Raw genomic sequence first — 19,901 nt, forward strand, 5'->3', positions numbered from 1 at the left:
ACCCACGGGGGTGGACGGGGCCGACCATGGGACGTATGGCTACGACACAGGACGCAAAGGACAGCACCGCCGCCGCCCGTCACCTCGAGGTCTCGCTGGTCAAACGGGGCGTCACCTGCCGGGCGAAGCTCCTCGACGACCGGGCGCCGCTCACCTGCGCGGCGGTGTGGGACGCACTGCCGCTCGGCTCCGACGTCTACCACGCCAAATACGCCCGCAACGAGATCTACGCCCTGTTCCCCGCCTTCGCCGAGCAGGAGCCGCCGCTCGAGAACCCGACCGTCACGCCCATCCCCGGCGACCTCTGCTATTTCTCCTTCAACGGGACGCAGTTGGGGTCGCAGTCCTACGGGTACGGGTCGGGCGCCTCCCTCCAGGCGGGCACCCCCGTGATCGACCTGGCCCTGTTCTACGAGCGCAACAACCTTCTCCTCAACGGGGACGTGGGCTGGATCCCCGGCATCGTCTGGGGGCGGATCGTGGAAGGCCTCGACGACATGGCCGAGGCCTGCCAGGGCCTCTGGCGCAACGGGGCCTCGGGCGAGACCCTGTCCTTCCGCCGCGCCTGAGCGATCCGCCGTGCGGCACCTCGCCGGCATCGCTCGCCCCGGTCCTTCACCCACTCGTCCGGCCCGGCCTCGGACAGCACTTCAGCGGTCGCCCGCTCCAGCGCCGCCGTAGGGGCGACCGTGGTCGCCGGGTGCGTCGCCGTCGTGGCTGGTCGCGCAGTTCCCCGCGCCCCTGGAAGACACGCTCCACGTGCCCCAGGGGCCGGCCAGTCGGCCCCCCGGCAGAACCTAAGGCCCGCTGACCCCCGCCGCCCCCGAGGCATACAGCGCGTGGGCCGCCCGTAGGACCAGGGTGTCGGCGTGGCGGGCCGCCACGAGTTGGAGGCCGATGGGGAGGCCCTCCGCGTCGCGCCCCACGGGCACGGTCGCCGCCGGCTGCTGCGTCAGGTTGAACGGATACGTGAAGGGCGTCCAGCCCGTCCAGTGCCGAAGACCCGAACCCCGGGGAACCTCCACCCCCGCCTCGAACGCGGTCAGCGGCATCGTCGGCGTCACCAACAGGTCGTACGTGGAGTGGAACGCCCCCATCCGCCGCCCGAGCGCCATCCGCGCGTCGACCGCCGCCAGATACTCCAGCGCGCTGTACCGGGCCCCCCGCGCACACACCTCCTTGAGTCCCGGATCCAGCAACTCCCGCTGCGCGGGCGACAGTTGCTGCACCACCCGGGCCGCCCCGCTGAACCACAGCACATGGAACGCCTCGACCGGATCCGTGAAGTCCGGGTCGACCTCCTCCACGTACGCCCCGAGCCCGGCCAGCCGCGTCACCGCGCCCCGCACCGCCGCCGCCACCTCCGGCCGCACCGCGACCTGCCCGCCCAGCGACGGCGAGAACGCCACCCGCAGCCCGCGCACGCCGTCCTCGAGCCCGTCCCGGAAGCTCCCCGCGACCGGCCCGAGCCCCGACCAGTCCCGCGGATCGGGCCCCGAGATCACGTCCATCATCAGCGCCGCGTCCGCCGCGTCCCGCGTCATCGGCCCGACGTGCGACAGCGTCCCGAACGCCGAGGCCGGATACAGCGGCACCCGCCCGTACGTCGGCTTCAGCCCGAAGATCCCGCAGAACGAGGCCGGGATCCGCACCGACCCCCCGCCGTCCGTGCCGAGCGACAGCGGCCCCGCGCCGATCGCGACCGCCGCCGCGCTGCCGCCGCTGGACCCGCCGGCGGTGCGCGAGGTGTCGTACGGATTGCGCGTGACGCCCGTCAGCGGCGAGTCGGTGACGCCCTTCCAGCCGAACTCGGGGGTCGTCGTCCGGCCCACGAAGACGGCCCCGTGCTCCCGCAGCCGGGCCACCGACGGCGCGTCCTCGTCCCAGCGCCCCTCGGCCCGCACGGTCCGCGACCCGCGCAGCGTCGGCACCCCGCGCTGCAGCAGGATGTCCTTGACCGTTACCGGCACCCCGTCCACCAGCCCCTGTGGCTCCCCGCGCCGCCACCGCTGCGCGCTCGCCTCCGCCGCCGCGAGGGCGCCCTCGGCGTCGACCCGCGTGAACGCGTTCAGCGCGGGCTGGGTCTCCTCGATCCGGGCGAGGACCGCCCGGGTGGCGTCGACCGGGCCGAACTCGCCCTTGCGGTAGCCGTCGACGAGTTCCTGCGCGGTCAGTCCGGTGAGCACGGTCGTCATCCACCCTCCAGCAGCGACACAGTCAGCGATCAGTTCCCGGGGACATACCCACGTTTCTTGTCGACTACATTCGTCAGCGGCCGGCCGGCGGCCCACGCCTCGTACAACTCGACGAACTGGGCACCCAGTTCGTCCCGCCAGCCCACCGTGTCCCCGCTCATGTGCGGGGACACGATCAGCCCGGGGGTCGTCCACAGGGGGCTGTCCGGCGGCAGCGGCTCGTGCTCGAAGACGTCGAGCGCGGCGCCCGAGATCCACCGCTTGTTCAGCGCGTCCAGCAGCTCGTCCTCGACGACGAGCTGACCGCGCCCCACGTTGATGAACCGCGCCGAAGGCTGCATCACCCCGAAGCGCCGGGCGTCGAACATGCCGCGCGTCGCGTCCGTCAGCGGCGCCGCGCACACCACCCAGTCGGCCCGAGCGAGCAGCCGGTCCAGCTCGTCCTGCCCGTGGACCCCGGCCCGCGCCTCCCGCCCCACCAGCGCCGTGATCATCCCGATCGCCTTCAGCTGCTTCACGATCGCGCGCCCGATCGGCCCCGAGCCGACGACACAGGCCCGCGTCCGCGCGACCCGCTGCGACTCCCGGTGCCGCCAGGTCCGCTCCGCCTGGAGCGCGAGGGTGCGGGGGAGGTCCTTGGCCATCGCCAGGACCAGCGCGGCGACGTACTCGGCGATCGGCCGGTCGAAGACGCCCCGGGCGTTCGTCAGCACGGTGTCCGAATCGACCAGCTCGGGGAACATCAGCCGGTCCACGCCCGCGCTCGCGGTGTGCACCCAGCCGGGCCGGGCTCCGGGCGCGGCGGCCGGCCAGGCCTCCCGTACGGCGTCCGAGAGGAAGTCCCAGACGAGCAGCACATCGGCGTCGGGCAGCCGCTCGCGCAGCTCGTCGGCGTCCCGGGCGTGCTCCACCCGGGCCCGCCCCGTGAGGCTGCCGAGACGGGGCGCCGGGGCCGGTGACGGGGCGTCCAGGACCAGCACGGTCGGGGTCCGGAGATCGTTGCGCAACGAGGTTCCGCTTCCTGGAGGACGGTTCCCCGGGTCCCCCGGGAAACAGATTCTGCGGGCTTCGGGCATCCGCCTGACTTGGGCGGATTGACCACGCTGGCACCTGAATCTAACGTCGTCAACAGGGGTACTCCGTAAGCGGATACCCGCCCTCTCCACCGCTCCGACGTCCCGGCGGTCCGCCGGCCTCAGCACCACCCGGGAACACCCCGGCACATTCCGGCACCCGGCATCCATCACGCATCACGACAGCTGAATGTGGGGCCAGCTCATGGACGTCTCATTCCTGGGGGGACCGCAGCCGCAACGCGGCGTGGGCGTCGTCGCGCCCTTCGACTTCGCCCTCGACCGCGAGCTGTGGCGCTGGGTGCCCGACGAGATCTCCCTCCACCTCACCCGTACGCCGTTCGTGCCGGTCGAGGTCAGCCTCGACCTGGCCCGCCTGGTCAGCGAGCACGAGACGCTCGACGAGGCGGTACGGGCCCTGGCGGCGGCCGAGCCGGAGGTCGTGGCGTACGCCTGCACCTCGGGCAGTTTCGTCGGCGGCATCGCCGGTGAGCGGGCGATGTGCGAGGCCATGCGCCGGGCCGGCGAGCTCCCCTCGGTGACCACCTCGGGCGCGCTGCTCGAAGCGCTCGCCGAGCTCGGCGCCCGGCGCGTCGCCCTGGTCACCCCGTACACGGCGTCGGTGACCGAGTCCCTGGAGGCGTTTCTCGGCGAGGCCGGTACGACCGTCACCGGGCGGGCCTATCTCGGACTGACCCGGCACATCTGGAAGGTCCCGTACCGGGACGTCGCGGCGATGGCGCGGGAGGCGGTGGGCCCGGGGACCGACGCCCTGTTCATCAGCTGCACGAACCTGCCCACGTACGACGTCATCCCGCAGCTGGAGGCCGAACTGCGGATGCCGGTGATCTCCGCCAACCAGGTCACGATGTGGTCCGCGCTGAAACGGCTCGGCACCCGCGCGGTAGGCCCCTATCAGGCGCTGCTCGACCCGGCCGCGCGCCGCCAGTGGCCCCTGCCCGAACAGGACCGGCAACTGCCCGAAGGACAACAGGAAGGCGGCTTCGCATGACGGCGCTCGGATTCCTCTACCCCGGACACTCCGCCGAGGACGACTACCCGCGCATCGAGATGCTGATCGACAGCGACGTACGGCTGCCCGTCGTGCACACCGACATCGGCGAGGACGCGCACCGGGTCGACGCGCTGCTGCGGATGGGGGCGCCCGAGCGGCTCGCGGCGGGGGTCGAGGAGCTGCGGCTCGCCGGGGCGGAGGCGGTGGTCTGGGCGTGCACGTCCGCGAGCTTCGTCTTCGGCTGGGAGGGGGCGCACGAGCAGGTGCGGGGGCTCGCGCGGGCAGCGGGGCTGCCCGCGTCCAGCACGTCCTTCGCCTTCGCGTACGCGCTGCGGGAGCTCGGGGTGCGGCGGGTCGCGGTCGCGGCGACGTACCCGGAGGACGTCGCCGCGTACTTCGCGGAGTTCCTCACGGCGTCCGGGGCGGAGGTGCTCTCCGTGCGGGGGAGCGGGATCATCACCGCGGCGGAGGTCGGCACGTGGGGCTGGGACGAGGTCCTGGCCATGGCCCGCGCGGGCGACCACCCCGAGGCGGAGGCGATCCTCCTCCCGGACACGGCACTCCATACGGCGTCCCACATCGCCGCCCTGGAACGGGACCTCGACAAGCCGGTCCTCACCGCCAACCAGGTCACCGTCTGGGAGGCCCTCCGCCTGGCCGACCGCCGAGTGAACGCTCCGTCCTTGGGGGCCCTCTTCAAGAAGGCGCCGCTGATCCAGGCGTAGACCTTCGTCCGCGGGCCGGTGGGGGCTGATCGCGCAGTTCCCCGCGCCCCTGAAAGGCATGCGGCTTCGCCGCGCCTTCCCCAGATGAAAGGCGCCCCGCGCCTTGATCGGGGAAATGCGACCCGAAGGGTCTGCATTTCAGGGGCGCGGGGAACTGCGCGACCAGCCCCCACCGGGCCGCAGCCGGAGAACCGGGGAATAAACCGGAGACCGCCTCCGTTAAAGCGGGCGTTGAGTACAGGCACCCGTAGCAGGAGGATCCGTGCCGCCCACCCCAGACGACATCCGCGGCGCAGCCACCGGCACCGCCCCCACCCCCCTCTCGGTCCTGGACCTGGTGACGGTCGGCGCGGGCCGCACCGCCACCGACGCCCTCCGCACGAGCGTCGACATCGCCCGCCTCGCGGAGCGCCGCGGCTTCCACCGCTACTGGGTCGCCGAGCACCACTCCATGCCCGGCGTCGCCTCCAGCAGCCCCGCCGTGATCCTGGCCCACCTGGCCGCCCACACGGACCGCATCCGCCTCGGCTCCGGCGGCGTCATGCTTCCCAACCACGCCCCGCTGGTCATCGCGGAGCAGTTCGGCACGCTGGAGGCGATGGCCCCGGGCCGAGTCGACCTCGGCCTCGGCCGCGCCCCGGGCACCGACGGCGCCACCGCCGCCGCCCTGCGCCGCAGCGACCGGCTGAACGAAGGCGCCGACGACTTCCCGCAGCAGCTCGCCGAGCTGCTCCGCTTCCTCGACGACGACTTCCCCGACGGGCACCCGTACGCCAAGATCCACGCCGTCCCCGGCCCGGTCCAGGCCACGTCCCCCGGCGGCGTCCAGGACCCGCACCGCCCGCCGGTCTGGCTGCTCGGCTCCTCCGGCTTCAGCGCCCGCCTGGCCGGCAGCCTCGGCCTGCCGTTCGCCTTCGCGCACCACTTCTCCGCGCAGAACACGATCCCGGCCCTGGACCTCTACCGCGCCTCGTTCCGGCCCTCCGCCGTCCTCGACGAGCCGTACGCCCTCATCGGCGTCTCCGCGCTCGCCACCGACGACGACGGCACCGAGGCCCGCCGCCAGGTGATGGCCGCGGCCCTGAACATGGTCCGGCTGCGCACCGGCCGCCCCGGCCTGGTCCCCACCCCGGAGGAGGCGGAGGCGTACGCGTTCAACGAGATGGAGCGCGACTTCATCCGCACCTGGAACGCGAACGTCATCCACGGCACCCCCGACGAGGTCCGCTCCGGACTCGACGACCTTCAGAAGCGCACCGGCGCCGACGAACTCATGCTGACGGCCAACGCCCACAGCGGAGACGTCCGCCTGCGCTCGTACGAACTCATCGCCGACGCCTACGGACTCCCGGGCACCGGAGCCTGATGCCCGCCCCTGCCGGTCGGGAGCCTGCCTAGGCGGCGCTCCCGGCCAGCAGCGCGGAGATCCCCTCCGCGGCGACCGCCCGCGAGTACAGCCAGCCCTGCCCCGTGTCGCACCCGATCCGGCGCAGCCGCTCCGCCTGCTCCGACGTCTCGACGCACTCCGCGATCACGGAGAGCCCGAGCCGGTGGGCCAGCTGCACCAGCGCCTCGACGATCATCGCGTCGGCCGGGTCGGACGCCGCCGCGCCACCGTGACCGCCGCCGTCCTGGAAGCCGCGCACGAACGATCCGTCGAGCTTCAGCACCGACACCGGCAGCCGGCTCAGATAGGCGAGGTTCGAGTACCCGGTGCCGAAGTCGTCGATGGCGATCGCGACCCCCATGTCACTGAGCGCCTGGAGCGCCTGCAACGGCCGCCCCGCCGACCCCATCACGGCCGACTCGGTCAGCTCCAACTGGAGCAGACTCGGCGGGAGTTGTGTCTCCCTCAGGATCTGCGCCACGTCGGCCACGAGATCCGAGTCCCAGACCTGACGCACCGCCACGTTCACGCTCACGACGACCGGTTCGGCCTCCGGATGCGCCACCTGCCAGGCCCGCGCCTGCCGGCAGGCGGTCCGCAGCACCCACCGCCCCAGCTGCACGATCGACCCGTCCTCCTCGGCCAGACCGATGAACCGATTCGGCGTGAGCAGGCCGAACTGCGGGTGCCGCCAGCGCACCAGCGCCTCCACCCCGGACAGTCCGCCGTCGGCCATCCGCACCAGCGGCTGGTACTCGAGCACGAACTCCCCGCGCTCCACCGCGGGCCGCAGCCCCGAGGAGAGCGCTTGCCTTGTCATCCGGTGCGCGTTGCGCTCCGGGTCGAACAGGGTCCAGCGCGCCTTGCCGTCCGCCTTCGCCCAGTACAGCGTCGTGTCCGCGGCCTGCATCAGACCCGTCGTCGTGGTCCCCGCGACATGCCGCTCCACGACCCCGATCGAGGCCGACACCGACAGCCGCTGCCCCGACAGGTCGAACGGCTCCTGGAGCGCGGCGAGCACCGACTCCGCCAGATCCGCGAGCTGCTCGGTGCCGGTCGAGTCCTCCACGAGCAGCGCGAACTCGTCACCGCCGAGCCGGGCCACCAGCGGCGTCCCGGTCGCCGTGGCGGCCAGCGCCGCACAGCGCGTGAGCCGGTCGGCGACCGCGGCCAGCAGCCGGTCGCCGACGTGGTGGCCGAGCGTGTCGTTGACCGCCTTGAACCCGTCGAGGTCGAGATAGCACAGGCCCACCCGCCCGGTCGCGCCCGTCCCCTCGTACGCGCCCGCCTCCAGCGCGGCCGTGACCCGCTCGAAGAACAGCGCCCGGTTGGGCAGCCGGGTCACCGGGTCGTGCATCTCCAAGTGCCGCAGCCGCGCCGCGAGTTCGCGGCGGGCGCTGATGTCGGTGAGCGAGATCAGCGTGGTCTCGGTGCCCGGCACGGGGCCGACCGTGATCTGCGCCCACACCGAGTGCCCCGAGGCGTGCTTGAGCCGGCGGGTGCGGGTCAGCCGGGCCTGCCGGCCGCGCAGCACCTCGCGGTACGCGCTCCAGGTGCGCGGGTCCGAACCGAGGTCGAGCAGCTCCGCGGCGTCCCGGCCGGTCAGCGCGTCGCGGTCGGCCCCGTCGAGCAGGACGCGGGCCGCCGTGTTGGCCGCCACGATCCGGCCCGCCGGGTCGACGACGACCATCGCCAGCGGCGAGGCGAGGAACGCGGACCGCAGCGGGTTCCTGGCCTGCGCCTCCGGGGCCTCCTGTGCCGCCTGTGCTTCCTGCGCGGCCTGTGCTTCCCGCGTCCGCTCGGCACTCTCCGTGAGGGTGTGGCCGGGGCGCGGGCCGGGCGGGCAGGTTTCCGTCGCGGTCGTGGGCCCTTCTGGCTGTGCGCTCACCGCTCGCTCCCGCTGTGCGTCGTCTGGATGCGTGATCTGGTGCGGCCGGGTCCCGGCAGAAAGTGTGCCGATCATAGAGGGAGGCCGGACGGCCCATCCAGCCTGCGCAGGCCCGCGGACCGCCGTACGCCTGCCGGGTGACCCCGCGCCAGATCGTTTCTGCTCAAGGTGGGTCGTGGTCGTGCCGAGGTCCGTGCGCTGCCCGACCGGCTGTGACGTTCTGTGACCGCCCGGCGTGTCACCCCGTCACTCGTCCGGGCCAGATAAAGAGGGCGCAGTACTACAAACACCCACAGTCTGGGTGGGGTGTCCCGCTTTCCCCACCCGGAGGTCGACTTGCCGCGTCCGCAGCCACCCGGGGGAGTGGAGAAGCCCCGGCCGCGCGCTGTCGCGGCGGCGCTCACCGCTCTCACCGCCCTGGCCGCCACAGGTCTGGTCGCGGGCCCCGCGTCCGCCGCCCCCTACGGCGGCCCCTGCGCCCTGGAGCGCACCGCCGCCCACCACTCCGAGGGCCTCGACACGTGGAACGAGGCGTATCCGCGCCCCGGCAAGCGGCTCGACGCCGTGATGGTCTTCCTCTCCTTCCCCGACGCGCCGCCGCAGACCAGCCCGCAGGAACTGGCCGCCGACCACTTCCCGGCCACCACCCGGTTCTTCGAGCAGGCCTCCTACGGGCGCTTCGTACTCGTGCCGCATCCGCAGACCCGCTGGATCCAGATGCCGCACGCCTCGACCTCGTACGCCATAAAGCGGGACTGGAGCGCGGCGCACCGCAGCGACTACCTGCGCGACGCGCTCGCCGCCGCCGACCCCGAGACCGACTTCAGCAAGTACGACGTCGTCTATTTCGTCGCCGACCCGGACGCGCCCGGGGTCGACTCGGACGCCACGAAGGTCGTCAACTTTGACCGGCCGATGCGGGCCGACGGCACGGACATCCAGCGCGTCGTCACGGTCTTCGAACGGCACCCGCCGGACCGCAACGTCCTCGCCCACGAGACCGGGCACGTCTTCGACCTCCCCGACCTCTACCACCGGCCCTCCGACGGCAAGGGGGACTGGGACACGTACGTGGGGGACTGGGACGTCATGGGCAGCCAGTTCGGGCTCGCGCCGGACCTGTTCGGCTGGCACAAGTGGAAGCTGGGGTGGCTGGACCCGGGGCAGGTCCGCTGCGTCAGCCGGACCGGGCCGACGCGGCTCACCCTGGAACCGCTGAGCACCGGGCCGGATGCGCGGGGCGCGGCGTTCGGCACGGGGGACGGGACGAAGCTCGCCGTCGTCCGTACCGGGCCGTCCAGTGCGATCGCCGTCGAGGCGCGCGGAGGCACGGGCAACGACACCGGCACCTGCACGCGGGGCATCCTCGTCTACCGGGTCCGCAGCGACTCCACCTCCGGCGAGGGTCCGGTCCAGGTCCTCGACGCGCACCCGCGCACGGGTGCCTGCTACGGCGAATCCGTCTACCCGCCCCTGGCGGACGCCCCCCTGGAGGTGGGCGAGAGCTTCACCGTCCCCGGCGAACACATCCGCATCGAAGCGGAGGACCGCACTCCCTCAGGCTCCTGGAACCTGAAGATCACGACGGGCTGACGACACCCCGGTGCCAGGCCAAAAGCGAAGGCCCCCCGCTGCTGCGAGGGGCCTTGCTGTCGGTGCGCCATCAGGGACTCGAACCCCGGACACGCGGATGCTGCATCCCCCGGGGGCAACCCCCGGACCCCCGGCCGGGGTGCCACGCCGGGCAGACCCAGAGCCAAAAGCGAAGGCCCCCCGCTGCTGCGAGGGGCCTTGCTGTCGGTGCGCCATCAGGGACTCGAACCCCGGACACGCGGATTAAGAGTCCGCTGCTCTAACCAACTGAGCTAATGGCGCCGGCTGACGTCGTAGACATTAGCATCGCGATCGGCGGACCGAGAAATCGATATGCGCACCGTCGCCCGGGCCGCCCGGACGCACGCCCAGAGCAGCACCTCGGGCCCCGGCAACCAGGGACGACGCGTGTCCGGAGCCACCACCCAGCGGGACCGCGCGTGCGGCGCCGCGGGCGACAGTGGCGCGGGCACGGTCACCGCGTCGCCGGGTCCGTGACACAGCAGCGGCGGCACCGCGGGACCCCACTCCTCCCACTCCAGCAGCGACGGCAGCCGCTGAGCCGTACCGGGCGCCGTGAAGAGGAGCATGCGCCCCCGGTGCGCGGCGACCGGCCCCGAACCGGGCCCCTGGTCCCACAACCGGTCCAGCATCCGCCGGCCGAAGATCGCCGGCACGTTCACCACGTCGAAGACGGAGCCGCAGGGCAGCACCACGGGGGCGTCGGGGCGGGACTCCCAGTCGGCCAGCGTCGAACGCGGATACGTCCCCGCCGAGGCGAGCCACGCGGCGCCTTCAGGGGTGAGCCCCGAGGCGTCGAGGTGGTCCGGGAACGCGGTGGCCGGCGGCACGAGGTGCGGGTGTGCGGTGCTCATGTCCTCTACATCTACGGGCTGTGAGAGCCCGCTTCCCGAGAGTTGCGGGAATTCAGGACAGGAGGGGGCGGGGCGGAGTATCTTGCCCCCTCGGCATATGCCACAAGGTCATTACGGACGGGTCAGTCGGTGGCGTCCCGGGCACCGCGCAGCAGGTCACGGCCGAACTCGACCATCTTCTTCGCATAGTCCTCGGTCCACTCCGCGCGCTCCGCGATGTCCGCCGTGGTCAGCCGGTCGAACCGGCGCGGATCGGCGAGCTGCGCGGCCGCGATCGCCTGGAACTCCATGGACCGGTCCGCCGCCGCGCGGAAGGCATGGGTCAGCTCGGTCGCCCGGCCGAGCAGCTCGCGGGGGTCCGCGATGGACTCCAGGTCGAAGAAGTGCTCCGGGTCCGCGGTGGCCTCCGCGGGCTCGAAGATCAGCGGGGCGGGCCGCAACCGTGGCTGCGGGCTACGGGGCCGCTCGGGCTCCGCCATGGTGGTCCTCCTTGCTTCCGGCTACGTCTTCATTGTCCGGCACGGCGCAAGACCACCCTCTGGCCTCAGGGTCTCCAGGCCGGGGCCCACGCGAGCCGGTCCGTGTTTCGGGAGCTCAGGGTCTCCAGGTCACCCGGTGCCGCGACAGTCGCTCCAGCACCGCGTGATTCGCCTCCCAGCCATCAGGGAACTTCACCGTGACGCCCAGCTGGACCGGGTCCGTCGCAGGGTGGGCGTCGAGGAGGTCGGGGATGCCGGCGCGGCTGATCACGATGCAGGCGTGGCGGTGCCGGGACGCCAGGACGCACAGGCGGCCCGTCTCCAGGTGGAACGCCGTCGCGTCGGGGCGGCCCGACAGCGGGTGCAGGACCACGGTCACGTCGAACTCCATGCCCTGCAGCCGGTTCGCCGTGTCGACCGTCACCCCCGTGACGTCCAGCTCCGCGAGCGCGGCCCGTACGGCGGCCGCCTGGTCACGGTGCGCGGTGCCCACACAGATCCGGTCCGCGGTCAGCGCCCCCTCCCGCGGCTCCCGCTCGGAGTACGTCACCCCGCCCCGGTCGAGCAGACGCCGTACGACGAGAGCCACCGCCCGCACCGCCTCCGGGTCCGTGCGCGGGGTGTGCGCCGCGGGCAGTTCGAGCAGGCCCCAGCCGGAGCGGGCCGCCTCGTCGATCACCCGGTCCGGGCCCGAACCGTCCGACGGGACGCGGAAGTCCAGCGCCCGGTCGCCCTCGTCCGTGCCGCTGCGGAACTCGGTGAAGGGATAGAAGGCCTTCGAGACCAGCGGCGCCGCCGTCGCGGGGAGCCGCCACGACACCGGGAGGCGGTGCTGCGGCAGTTCGGGATTGTGCGCGAGCAGGGTCGACACCGCAGAGGCCGACGGGTCGTAGGACAGGCCCGCCCACTGCTCGGAGCCGACGATCGAGAACGGGTCCAACTGCCCCGGGTCGCCCACGAACAGCGCCCGCTCGAACAGCCCCGCCACGGCGAGCAGCGCGTCCGACCGCATCTGGTACGCCTCGTCGACGATCGCGTGCCGCCACGGATCGTCGACCTTCACGTGCGCCCACTTCGCGGCCGTCGAGATGACGACCGGGAGCGGCGCGAGGTCGCCGGCCTTCGCCGAGGTGCGGACGTTCGGCAGGTCGTCCAGGGCCTTGTCGTACGCGTCGGCGTCGCTGCTGTGCAGGCGGCCCACGGGCAGCTCGGGGCTCTTGTCGTGGAGCCGTACGACGAGGTCGTCCACCTGCGCGTTCGTCTGCGCGACGATCATCAACGGGCGGCCCGCGTCCGCGAGTTCGAGCGCGGCCCGCACGACGAGGGTCGACTTCCCGGCGCCCGGCGGGGAGTCGACGACGACACCGCGCGCGTCCCCGTGCAGCGTGTCGCGCAGGATGCCCTCGGTGGCCCGGGACGCCTCGGCCCCCGGGTCGAACGTGGTCGGCGTGCCCACCGTGCTCACAGGATGTCCTCCGAAGTCGTCGCGTCCGGCGCCTCCGCGCCCGCCCCGGGCGGCCCGCCGTGCGTCCACGGCGTCGCCTCCGGATCCGGCAGCTTCGGCCCGCCGCGCTGCTCGTGCTCGAACAGCGTCCAGCACACCCGGTCGCCCTTCCGCGGCACGGAACCCTCCTCCGGCTCCTTGCCGCGCCCCATCTTGTCCAGGATCCGCAGCACCACCGCGTCCTCGCCCTCGTACGCCACGAACTCGGCGCTCTGCGGCTTGCCTTCGAGCGAGCGGTACACCTTCACGCGCTCCGCGAGGTGCGGCCGGTCGTCCGTGCGCACGGTGACGAGCGGGCGCGGACGCTTCTTGTCGTTGTACGCCGCCACGACCTCCGTCACCTCGCCCGCGAACGCCTCCCCGGCCAGCCGCCGTCCGGCCATCACCAGCGGGTCGTCGAGCGCCTCCTGCGCGTCGAGCCGGGCCTGCTCGCGCTCCCGCGTCGCCAGCTTGTTCGCCGCCGTCACCGCGTCGTCGCGGCGCGGCTGCGGGGGCTCGCCCGCCGCCACCCGGTCGCGGTGCATCGTGAACGACCAGCGGTCCCGCGTCCAGCGGTCCGCCGCGTGCGCGCCCTCGGGCAGCGTGCACAGCACGTCGAGACCGCGCCACACCGCGTCCCAGGTGGGCCGGGTGCGGGACTCGACCAGGGCGTGGATCTCCCGCTCGGCCGCCGTCAGTTCGGCGAGCCGGCTGTCCGCCTCGATCGCGTCCTCGGCCGCCGCCATGCGCGTACGCGCCCGGTCGTAGCGCTCGATCGCCGGTGCGAGCAGCTTGTTGTCGAACGCCGGGTCCGTGGCCGGGCCGGCCGGCGGGCACAGAAGCTGGCCCCGCTCGTCCCGGCCCCGCTCCGCGCGCTCGGCCGCCGCCGCGCCCGACGTGCCCCGCGGGGCGTCGATCCAGGCGAGCAGCGCGCCCAGGTGCTGGTCCTCCAGGCTGGACTGGCCCGTCGCCCAGTGCCGCGACAGCAGGTCCGTCATCGCCAGGAGCAGCGCGGAGCCCGGCACGCGCGCCCGCTCCCCGAAGTGCGTCAGCCAGCGCCCCAGCAGCGGCACGTGCGGCGGCGCCGGATGCGGCGCCTCCGGATCCTGCTCGGCGGTGCGCCGGAACCGCATCGACCGGCCGAGCAGCCGGACGAACTCGACGCCCGCCCGGCTCGGCACGATCAGCTGCGGCGCGTCCGCGCACAGCTCCACCTCGACCTTGACCTTCTTGCCGGTCTCCGCGTCCGTCTCGCTGCGCTCGGTCAGCTCGACGTCCGCCGCGAACCCGTCCAGGTACGGCAGCACCTCGTCCGAGAGCCGGGTGAGGAACGCGAAGCGCAGGTCGCGGTCGCGCGGCTGCGGCACGACGAGCAGCCGCGGCGACGTCCGCTCCGTGCCGACGAGCGCGCCGAGCGGGGCGCCCGTCTCGCCCGCGGTCGTCAGCGGTACGAGCACCAGCGGGCGCTGGGACAGATGCCGGTGCCGCACCGTGGCGGCCGGCTGCGCGCGCCCCGTGCTCGTGGCCTCCAGCCGGGCCAGATGGTTGATCAGACTCACCGCTGCCGCTCCTCGCTGCTCAGTGCCTCGGCCCGCAGCGCGGCGGCCCGGCGCAGCGCCGCCACCGTCGGGTCCGCGGGATCGCCGCCCTCGCCGTGCGCCGCCGCGAGCACCGCGTCCACCGTCGTCAGACCGCCCAGCTCGGCGCGGAGCGGCCGGCCGAGCACCGTCACCGCGCCCGCCGCCCGGGACCGGTCCCGGCAGTGGAACGCCAGCTCGCACGCGGCCAGGCACTCCGGCGCGTACGTCGCCGGCACCGCCTCGACCGCCGCCGCCAGCTCGGCCGCGGGCAGCTCCGGGTCGAAGGCCGTGCCCGGCGGGAGCGCCGCCGCGATGTCCTCGATCCGGGTCAGCCGGGCCAGCTGCCTGCGCGTCACCGCTAGCTGCTTGCGCACGTCGACCGCGGACGCCGCCGGCAGGTTCGAGAAGTCCTTCGGGCACACCAGCACGATCCGGTCCCGGACCCTGACCTCGGCCTCGAGGCCGGTCAGCCGCTGCGCGACCTGCTCCAGGGCCAGTACGTAAACGGCCGACTGGCGGGCCGCCGCCCCCACCTTCGCCGCGTCCGCCGCGCCGTCGATCATCGGGAACGACTTGATCTCGACGACCGTCCAGCTCCCGTCCGGATGCACCACCACGGCGTCCGGCTCCAGGAAGGCCGGGCTGCCCGCCACGTCGAGCGCCAGCATCGGATGGTCCAGGAACGTCCACGTGCCCGGCGACTGCGCGGCCTCGCGCAGCGCCAGCGCGGTCCGTGCCGTACGGCCCTGCGGACCGGCCGCCGACAGATCGGGCGCCGAGACCAGCTCGCCCACCGGCTCCGGCGCGCCCGCCGGACCGACCCGCTCGTGCACCAGGCGCAGCAGCTGCGCGCCGCCGTCCGCCTTCACCCGCGCCTCGAACACGTTCCCCCGCGCCAGCGCGAACTGGGACTGGCCGAACGTCGAGGGCGCCCCCAGCGCGTCCGCGAGCCGCGCCTTGTCGACGCCCGCCCCGTCCAGGAGCGCGCGCCGACTGCACCCCGGGTTCGCCGCGAGGGCGGCCAGGGCGCGGGCGTCCAGCGGGCGCGGGGGACGGTCCGGGCCGCGCAGCTCAGCGAGCTGGTGCCGCAGCCCCGTCACCGGTGTCGTGGGTCGGGGCACCCTTGCGCTGTCGGGGAATTCGCTCACCCGGCGAAGTCTGGCACTCTCCACTGACAATCGAGGAACGTGTGGCGGAAGGGGCGGCCCACGAGCCGTTCGCCAGCACCGCGTCGACCCGGTCCCTCAGCCGCCCGGCGACCCGCTGGACCGGCTTCGTGAGCAGCAGGCCCACGCCCATCACGGCGGCGCCCGCGAGCGCGTCGAAGAAGTAGTGGTTGGCCGTGCCCATGACGACGATCGTGGTGATCAGCGGATAGCCGACGGCGCCGGCCTTCGCGAGCGGGCCGCGCCCGTGACGCCACAGCATCACCCCGCACCACAGGGCCCATCCGACGTGCAGGCTGGGCATCGCCGCGTACTGGTTCGTCATCCCGCCCATGCCCTTGGGCGCGCTCGCCGCGCCGCCCCACCAGCCGTACGAGCTGTACTGGGCCATGGTGTCGACGAAGCCGTAGCCGGCCGTGAGCAGGCGGGGCGGGCAGGTCGGGAGCAGGGTGAAGCCGATCAGGCCGATCAGCGTCGAGGTCATCAGCCAGGTGCGAGCCGCGCGGTACACGTGGGCGCGGCGGCGGAACAGCCAGACGAGGATCGCCGGCGTGACCAGGTAGTGCAGCGAGGCGTACCAGAAGTCGGCGGGGACGCCGATCCAGGCCTCGCGGGTGAACAGCCGGTTCAGCGGATGCTCGAGATTGAGACGGAACGCCTTCTCGGCCCGGAGTATCGCCAGACCGTGGTCGACGGCCGTGCCGACGTCGCCGCGGGCGAGCAGCCGGCCCGCGGTGTACACGCCGTACACGAGGAAGATCAGCGGGAGCTCGGTCCACCAGCGCAGCCTCGCTCCGGGTATGTCCCCGGCGTGCGCTGCATCGTCGACGGTCTGCGACATGCGGGCCGCTCCCCCTCTTCCCTCGTCGGCGGCCTCCGGCCACTTCGTCACCCTACGGCGTGAATGAGGTCCTTGGTGGGTGACCTCTGACCCTCGTAGACGCGGAGATCGACGGCCGGGTTGCCCGGCGGGCGGACCCCGGCGAGGTTGCGCGATGATGAACGGGCCCCTCCCGAACCGTTGAACTGCGAAAGGCCCCCCAATGGCACCGCGCATCCTGCTGGCCCGGCACGGACAGACGGAATGGTCCCTGTCCGGACGGCACACCGGCAGGACGGACATCCCGCTCCTGGAGGAGGGCCGGCGCGGCGCGAAGCTGCTCGGCGAGCGACTGCACCGCGCGCCCTACGACGGGCTGCCCGGCGTCGAGGTGCGGACCTCGCCGCTGGTGCGGGCGAGCGAGACGTGCGCGCTGGCCGGGTTCGGGGAGCGGGCCACCGCGTGGGACGCGCTCATGGAGTGGGACTACGGGGCGTACGAGGGTCTGACCCCGGCCCAGATCCAGGAGCTGCGGCCCGGCTGGTTCATCTGGCGCGACGGGGTGCCCGAGGGGGAGTCACTGGCGGAGGTCTCGGCGCGGGCGGACGAGGTCGTCGCCTGGGCCCGTTCCGCGGACCGGGACGTGCTGGTGTTCGCCCACGGGCACATCCTGCGGTCGATCGGGGCGCGGTGGCTCGGGCTGCCCCTCGAATTCGCGGCGCGGATCCGGTTGAACCCGACGTCGTTGTCCGTACTGGGCTGGGCGTACGGGGAACCGGCGATCGAGTCCTGGAACGAGACGGGGCACCTCGCGGTGGGCTGAGCGGACAGCGCCTTCTCGTCTGCCGGGTTGCTCGTCGCGGGCGACTGCGGGTCTCGTCGTGGCTGGCCGCGCAGTACCCCGCGCCCCTGATGAGGCTGTGCCTCATCGGGGAAATGCGACCCGAAGGGTCCGCATTTCAGGGGCGCGGGGAACTGCGCGACCAGCCCCCACCGGGCGGCACCCGGCGATGAGACGGTCAGACCCGGGTCGTGGTCCGGGCCTCCAGGAACGCCGCCACCCCCGAGTCCCGCTGGTGCGGCAGCAGAACGCGCGCGGTCGTCGCCAGCATCGCCTCGATCCGCGACGACCGGACGTCACGGAGCAGGGCCAACGCCCGCGCCCCCGCGGCCGCCGCTTCGTCCGGCCGCCCCGACCGCGCGAGGTCGTCCGCCATCTCCGCCGTGTACAGCGCGATGTTCCGCGTGAAGTGAGGATCCTGCAGCGCGACGGAACGCCGCGCGTGCCGGGCCGCCCGCACCCAGTCGCCCAGCGCCGACCAGCACTGCGACTCGAGCCCCTCCAGCTCCGCCTCTCCGTAGAACGACATCCACTCCGGATCCGCCTCCGTCGTGCCCCGCGCGAACAACGCCTGCGCCCGCGCCAGCGACCGTTCGCAGGCGCGCCGGTCGCCGAGCCCCGCCCAGCCCCCGGCCTCCCGCAGCGCGAGCAGCGAGAGCAGTCGCGGTGAGCCCAGATGCGCCGCGATCCGGGCCGCCGCCTGCGCCGCCCGTACCGCCTCGCGCGGGCGTCCCGCGTCCCGCGCGAGGAACGCCGTGTTGCAGAAGGCGTGCGCCTCCAGCGCCTCGTCCCCCGCCATCCGCGCGGTGGCCAGCGCCTCCGCGTAGTGCGAGCGGGCGTCGTCGAAGCGGCCCGAGTCGTGGGCCAACCAGCCGACGGAGATCGCCAGTTCACCGGCGCCCGTCTGGAGTCGCTGGATGTCCTCCGGTGGCGCGGCGCCCGCGTCCAGGAGTTCGAACGCGGTGCGCAGGGGCGCCGCCGCCCGCTCGTACAGCCCGTCGGCGCCGTGCCGGTCGTCCAGCAACCGGATCCGGCGGATCGCTTCTTCCACGGCGCCGACACCCGCTCTGGCAGGATGCCGCTCCAGTGGGGTGTCCTGTGCCGGGTCCTGGGCCGCGGCGCCGATCGGGACGCCGAAGGGCGTCAGGGCGGCCACCGCGACGGTGGCCGTCGAGCCGGTCATGCCGGTCATGAATGCGCGACGCCGCACGTCGCTCTCCTCGTGGTGCGTGTACGCGTGGTGCGTGTACTCGTGTGGTGGGTCTGTTTCTTCGCGTGGTGGGTGGACGTGTTCGTCGTGTGATGCGGAGTCGTGGTCTGTGCGGGGTGCGTGGGGTGCGTGGGGTGGGTGGTCGTGCCGGGCGGGTTCGGCCGCGAGTGGGCGCACCGCCCGGCCGCGGACCGCCGAACGCGGGGCGAACCCCAGGTCCGCCAGCGACCGGCCCGGGAACATGTGCAGGAACACCCGCTCGTACGCGTAGTTGGGGCAGCGGATCTCGCCGGCCTCCACGCGTCCGATGTAGCGCGCGTCGCAGCTGACCCGCTCGCCGATCTCGCGCGCCGCGCGGCGCACCGCGGCCGCGAACTCGCCCGGAGAGCGCTGACCGCGCAGTTCCCGGAAGGCGAGGTTCGGCCGCGGGGTCTGCGGCGCCGGGGCGTTCGAGAGATACGGCGACGAGCTCATGAGAGGGTCCTCCCGTGCGAACCGTGCCGGGCACCGCGGGAGTTGCCTCCCTCGTCCCGGCGAGGCTCGAAGGTACCGTCCGTCACGACGGCGACACGCAGTGTTTGGCTACAAACCGGATATCTCACCCGAGATCTGCCATGAACTGCCATCCTTTGCGGCGGCATGGCGCCGTAGCCGTTGACGCTGCCGGGCGTTGAACCATGCGGCGAAATCCCCACGAACCAGGAGGGGCCGAGGTGTTGGACGCGGCACAGCCCACGACGTCGACGGCACGGCACAGGCCGGTCGAGGAGTACAGCGAGCGACCGCCCGGGGGATGCGACCTGGTCACGGTCCCGGCCCGGCAGGGTCTGGAGGCCGTCGACATCCTGCGTCGCGGTTGCGCAGAGACCGTCGGCCCCGTGCTGCACGACGGGGGCTGCGACACGCTCGGCTTCCTCGTTCCGCCCGGTACCGCGGACGGCTGGGACGTGCCCGGCAGCGCCTGTACGCAGACGGCGGGGCGCGGCATGGTGCTCGTGCCGCCCGCCGATGCCGACGGGGGCGGTGACGGTACGGACTGGCTCCTCCCGCCGGAGAACGAGGCCTCCGAGCTGACGACCGACCCGGCGGTGCTGCGGGCGGCCCTCGACGAGGCGGCCCGCCTCATCGAAGCCGCCGACAACTGCCGCTGAGCCCCTGCCGGGGGGAGCGGGTACGGGTGGCCCGGGTCTCTCCGGCCTCGGTGCCGGGCGCGCGACTCAGCTGCGCTAAAGCGTCTCCGGCGTAGGGGGCGAGGGACGTCGCCGGGTGCCGCGCCGTCGTGGCTGGTCGCGCAGTTCCCCGCGCCCCTGAGGTGCACACTCCGTGCGCCCCCAGGCGCTTGCCCCGTCGGCTACGGCCCCACACCCCCGCCAAGCCGCATCCGCCTCGGCGCCGGGCGCGCCCAAGCCACCCTGCCCGGCGGGCGGCACGCCCAGGCCACCCCGGCCCGGTGGATCCCAGTCTCTCCGCGCGGCGGCGCCCGTACACCCTCCCCGGCGGCACCCGAGCCACCCCGCCTGGCGGGCGGCACTAGAGCCACCTCCCCCCGAGGGCGGCACACCCAGGCCACC

At 73.7% G+C, this 19,901-nt stretch carries 17 protein-coding genes and 1 tRNA gene; 7 read left to right on the forward strand and 11 right to left on the reverse strand.

Annotated elements, in window-relative coordinates:
- Positions 1 to 35: 35 nt before the first annotated feature.
- A complete protein-coding gene (locus ACIBTU_RS10470; RefSeq protein ID WP_399125592.1) occupies positions 36 to 569 on the forward strand; it encodes a DUF3830 family protein in 534 nt (177 codons plus the stop codon).
- 228 nt (positions 570 to 797) lie between these two features.
- Here the strand turns inward: ACIBTU_RS10470 and ACIBTU_RS10475 are convergent, their stop codons facing one another.
- Together ACIBTU_RS10475 and ACIBTU_RS10480 are read right to left on the reverse strand one after the other, a co-directional pair.
- Positions 798 to 2,195, reverse strand: coding sequence for an amidase (locus ACIBTU_RS10475; RefSeq protein WP_399125593.1), 1,398 nt, complete (start codon positions 2,193 to 2,195; stop codon positions 798 to 800).
- 29 nt (positions 2,196 to 2,224) lie between these two features.
- Positions 2,225 to 3,202: a D-2-hydroxyacid dehydrogenase gene (locus ACIBTU_RS10480; RefSeq protein ID WP_399125594.1), complete on the reverse strand. Its 978-nt coding sequence runs from the start codon at positions 3,200 to 3,202 to the stop codon at positions 2,225 to 2,227.
- Positions 3,203 to 3,473: 271 nt separating this feature from the next.
- Between ACIBTU_RS10480 and ACIBTU_RS10485 the strand changes: the two genes are divergently transcribed.
- The 3 genes from ACIBTU_RS10485 to ACIBTU_RS10495 all read left to right on the forward strand — a co-directional run bounded on the left by ACIBTU_RS10485 (position 3,474) and on the right by ACIBTU_RS10495 (position 6,374).
- Positions 3,474 to 4,280 carry an aspartate/glutamate racemase family protein gene (locus ACIBTU_RS10485; RefSeq protein ID WP_399125595.1) on the forward strand — a complete coding sequence of 269 codons (807 nt, stop codon included), beginning with the start codon at positions 3,474 to 3,476 and terminating at the stop codon, positions 4,278 to 4,280.
- Positions 4,277 to 5,008 (forward strand): decarboxylase, encoded by a 732-nt coding sequence (locus ACIBTU_RS10490; RefSeq protein ID WP_399125596.1) that lies wholly within the window; start codon positions 4,277 to 4,279, stop codon positions 5,006 to 5,008. Before ACIBTU_RS10485 ends, ACIBTU_RS10490 begins: the two co-directional genes overlap by 4 nt.
- Positions 5,009 to 5,270: 262 nt before the next feature.
- Positions 5,271 to 6,374 carry an LLM class flavin-dependent oxidoreductase gene (locus tag ACIBTU_RS10495; protein ID WP_399125597.1) on the forward strand — a complete coding sequence of 368 codons (1,104 nt, stop codon included), beginning with the start codon at positions 5,271 to 5,273 and terminating at the stop codon, positions 6,372 to 6,374.
- A 28-nt stretch (positions 6,375 to 6,402) separates the two neighbouring features.
- Here the strand turns inward: ACIBTU_RS10495 and ACIBTU_RS10500 are convergent, their stop codons facing one another.
- Positions 6,403 to 8,283 carry a putative bifunctional diguanylate cyclase/phosphodiesterase gene (locus tag ACIBTU_RS10500; RefSeq protein WP_399125599.1) on the reverse strand — a complete coding sequence of 627 codons (1,881 nt, stop codon included), beginning with the start codon at positions 8,281 to 8,283 and terminating at the stop codon, positions 6,403 to 6,405.
- 336 nt (positions 8,284 to 8,619) lie between these two features.
- Between ACIBTU_RS10500 and ACIBTU_RS10505 the strand changes: the two genes are divergently transcribed.
- Complete coding sequence (locus ACIBTU_RS10505; protein ID WP_399125600.1) at positions 8,620 to 9,876, forward strand: M6 family metalloprotease domain-containing protein; 1,257 nt, start codon at positions 8,620 to 8,622, stop codon at positions 9,874 to 9,876.
- A gap of 208 nt (positions 9,877 to 10,084) precedes the next feature.
- Here ACIBTU_RS10505 and ACIBTU_RS10510 read toward each other — a convergent pair.
- The 7 genes from ACIBTU_RS10510 to ACIBTU_RS10540 all read right to left on the reverse strand — a co-directional run bounded on the left by ACIBTU_RS10510 (position 10,085) and on the right by ACIBTU_RS10540 (position 16,300).
- Positions 10,085 to 10,158: transfer RNA gene (locus tag ACIBTU_RS10510), tRNA-Lys, on the reverse strand.
- Positions 10,149 to 10,751 (reverse strand): bifunctional DNA primase/polymerase, encoded by a 603-nt coding sequence (locus tag ACIBTU_RS10515; protein WP_399125601.1) that lies wholly within the window; start codon positions 10,749 to 10,751, stop codon positions 10,149 to 10,151. Before ACIBTU_RS10515 ends, ACIBTU_RS10510 begins: the two co-directional genes overlap by 10 nt.
- 122 nt (positions 10,752 to 10,873) lie before the next feature.
- A complete protein-coding gene (locus tag ACIBTU_RS10520) occupies positions 10,874 to 11,230 on the reverse strand; it encodes a hypothetical protein (protein ID WP_399125602.1) in 357 nt (118 codons plus the stop codon).
- A 115-nt stretch (positions 11,231 to 11,345) separates the two neighbouring features.
- Positions 11,346 to 12,695, reverse strand: coding sequence for an AAA domain-containing protein (locus ACIBTU_RS10525; protein ID WP_399125603.1), 1,350 nt, complete (start codon positions 12,693 to 12,695; stop codon positions 11,346 to 11,348).
- Positions 12,692 to 14,272, reverse strand: a complete 1,581-nt coding sequence (locus ACIBTU_RS10530; protein WP_399125604.1) for a hypothetical protein — start codon at positions 14,270 to 14,272, stop codon at positions 12,692 to 12,694. Before ACIBTU_RS10530 ends, ACIBTU_RS10525 begins: the two co-directional genes overlap by 4 nt.
- Positions 14,269 to 15,414, reverse strand: a complete 1,146-nt coding sequence (locus tag ACIBTU_RS10535) for a hypothetical protein (protein WP_399125605.1) — start codon at positions 15,412 to 15,414, stop codon at positions 14,269 to 14,271. Before ACIBTU_RS10535 ends, ACIBTU_RS10530 begins: the two co-directional genes overlap by 4 nt.
- A complete protein-coding gene (locus tag ACIBTU_RS10540; protein WP_399125606.1) occupies positions 15,365 to 16,300 on the reverse strand; it encodes a phosphatase PAP2 family protein in 936 nt (311 codons plus the stop codon). Before ACIBTU_RS10540 ends, ACIBTU_RS10535 begins: the two co-directional genes overlap by 50 nt.
- Before the next feature lie 202 nt (positions 16,301 to 16,502).
- Between ACIBTU_RS10540 and ACIBTU_RS10545 the strand changes: the two genes are divergently transcribed.
- Positions 16,503 to 17,102, forward strand: coding sequence for a histidine phosphatase family protein (locus ACIBTU_RS10545; RefSeq protein WP_399125607.1), 600 nt, complete (start codon positions 16,503 to 16,505; stop codon positions 17,100 to 17,102).
- Positions 17,103 to 17,298: 196 nt separating this feature from the next.
- Here ACIBTU_RS10545 and ACIBTU_RS10550 read toward each other — a convergent pair whose 3' ends face one another.
- On the reverse strand, positions 17,299 to 18,804 hold the full coding sequence (locus ACIBTU_RS10550; protein ID WP_399125608.1) for a tetratricopeptide repeat protein: 1,506 nt from the start codon (positions 18,802 to 18,804) through the stop codon (positions 17,299 to 17,301).
- 203 nt (positions 18,805 to 19,007) lie between these two features.
- On the opposite strand from ACIBTU_RS10550, the gene ACIBTU_RS10555 reads away from it, so the two are divergent.
- The gene (locus ACIBTU_RS10555; protein ID WP_399125609.1) at positions 19,008 to 19,481 is read left to right on the forward strand and encodes a hypothetical protein; all 474 of its coding nucleotides are present in this window, start codon (positions 19,008 to 19,010) and stop codon (positions 19,479 to 19,481) included.
- Positions 19,482 to 19,901: the final 420 nt, after the last annotated feature.

The organism is Streptomyces sp. NPDC050145 (assembly GCF_044460245.1).
Taxonomy (GTDB): domain Bacteria; phylum Actinomycetota; class Actinomycetes; order Streptomycetales; family Streptomycetaceae; genus Streptomyces.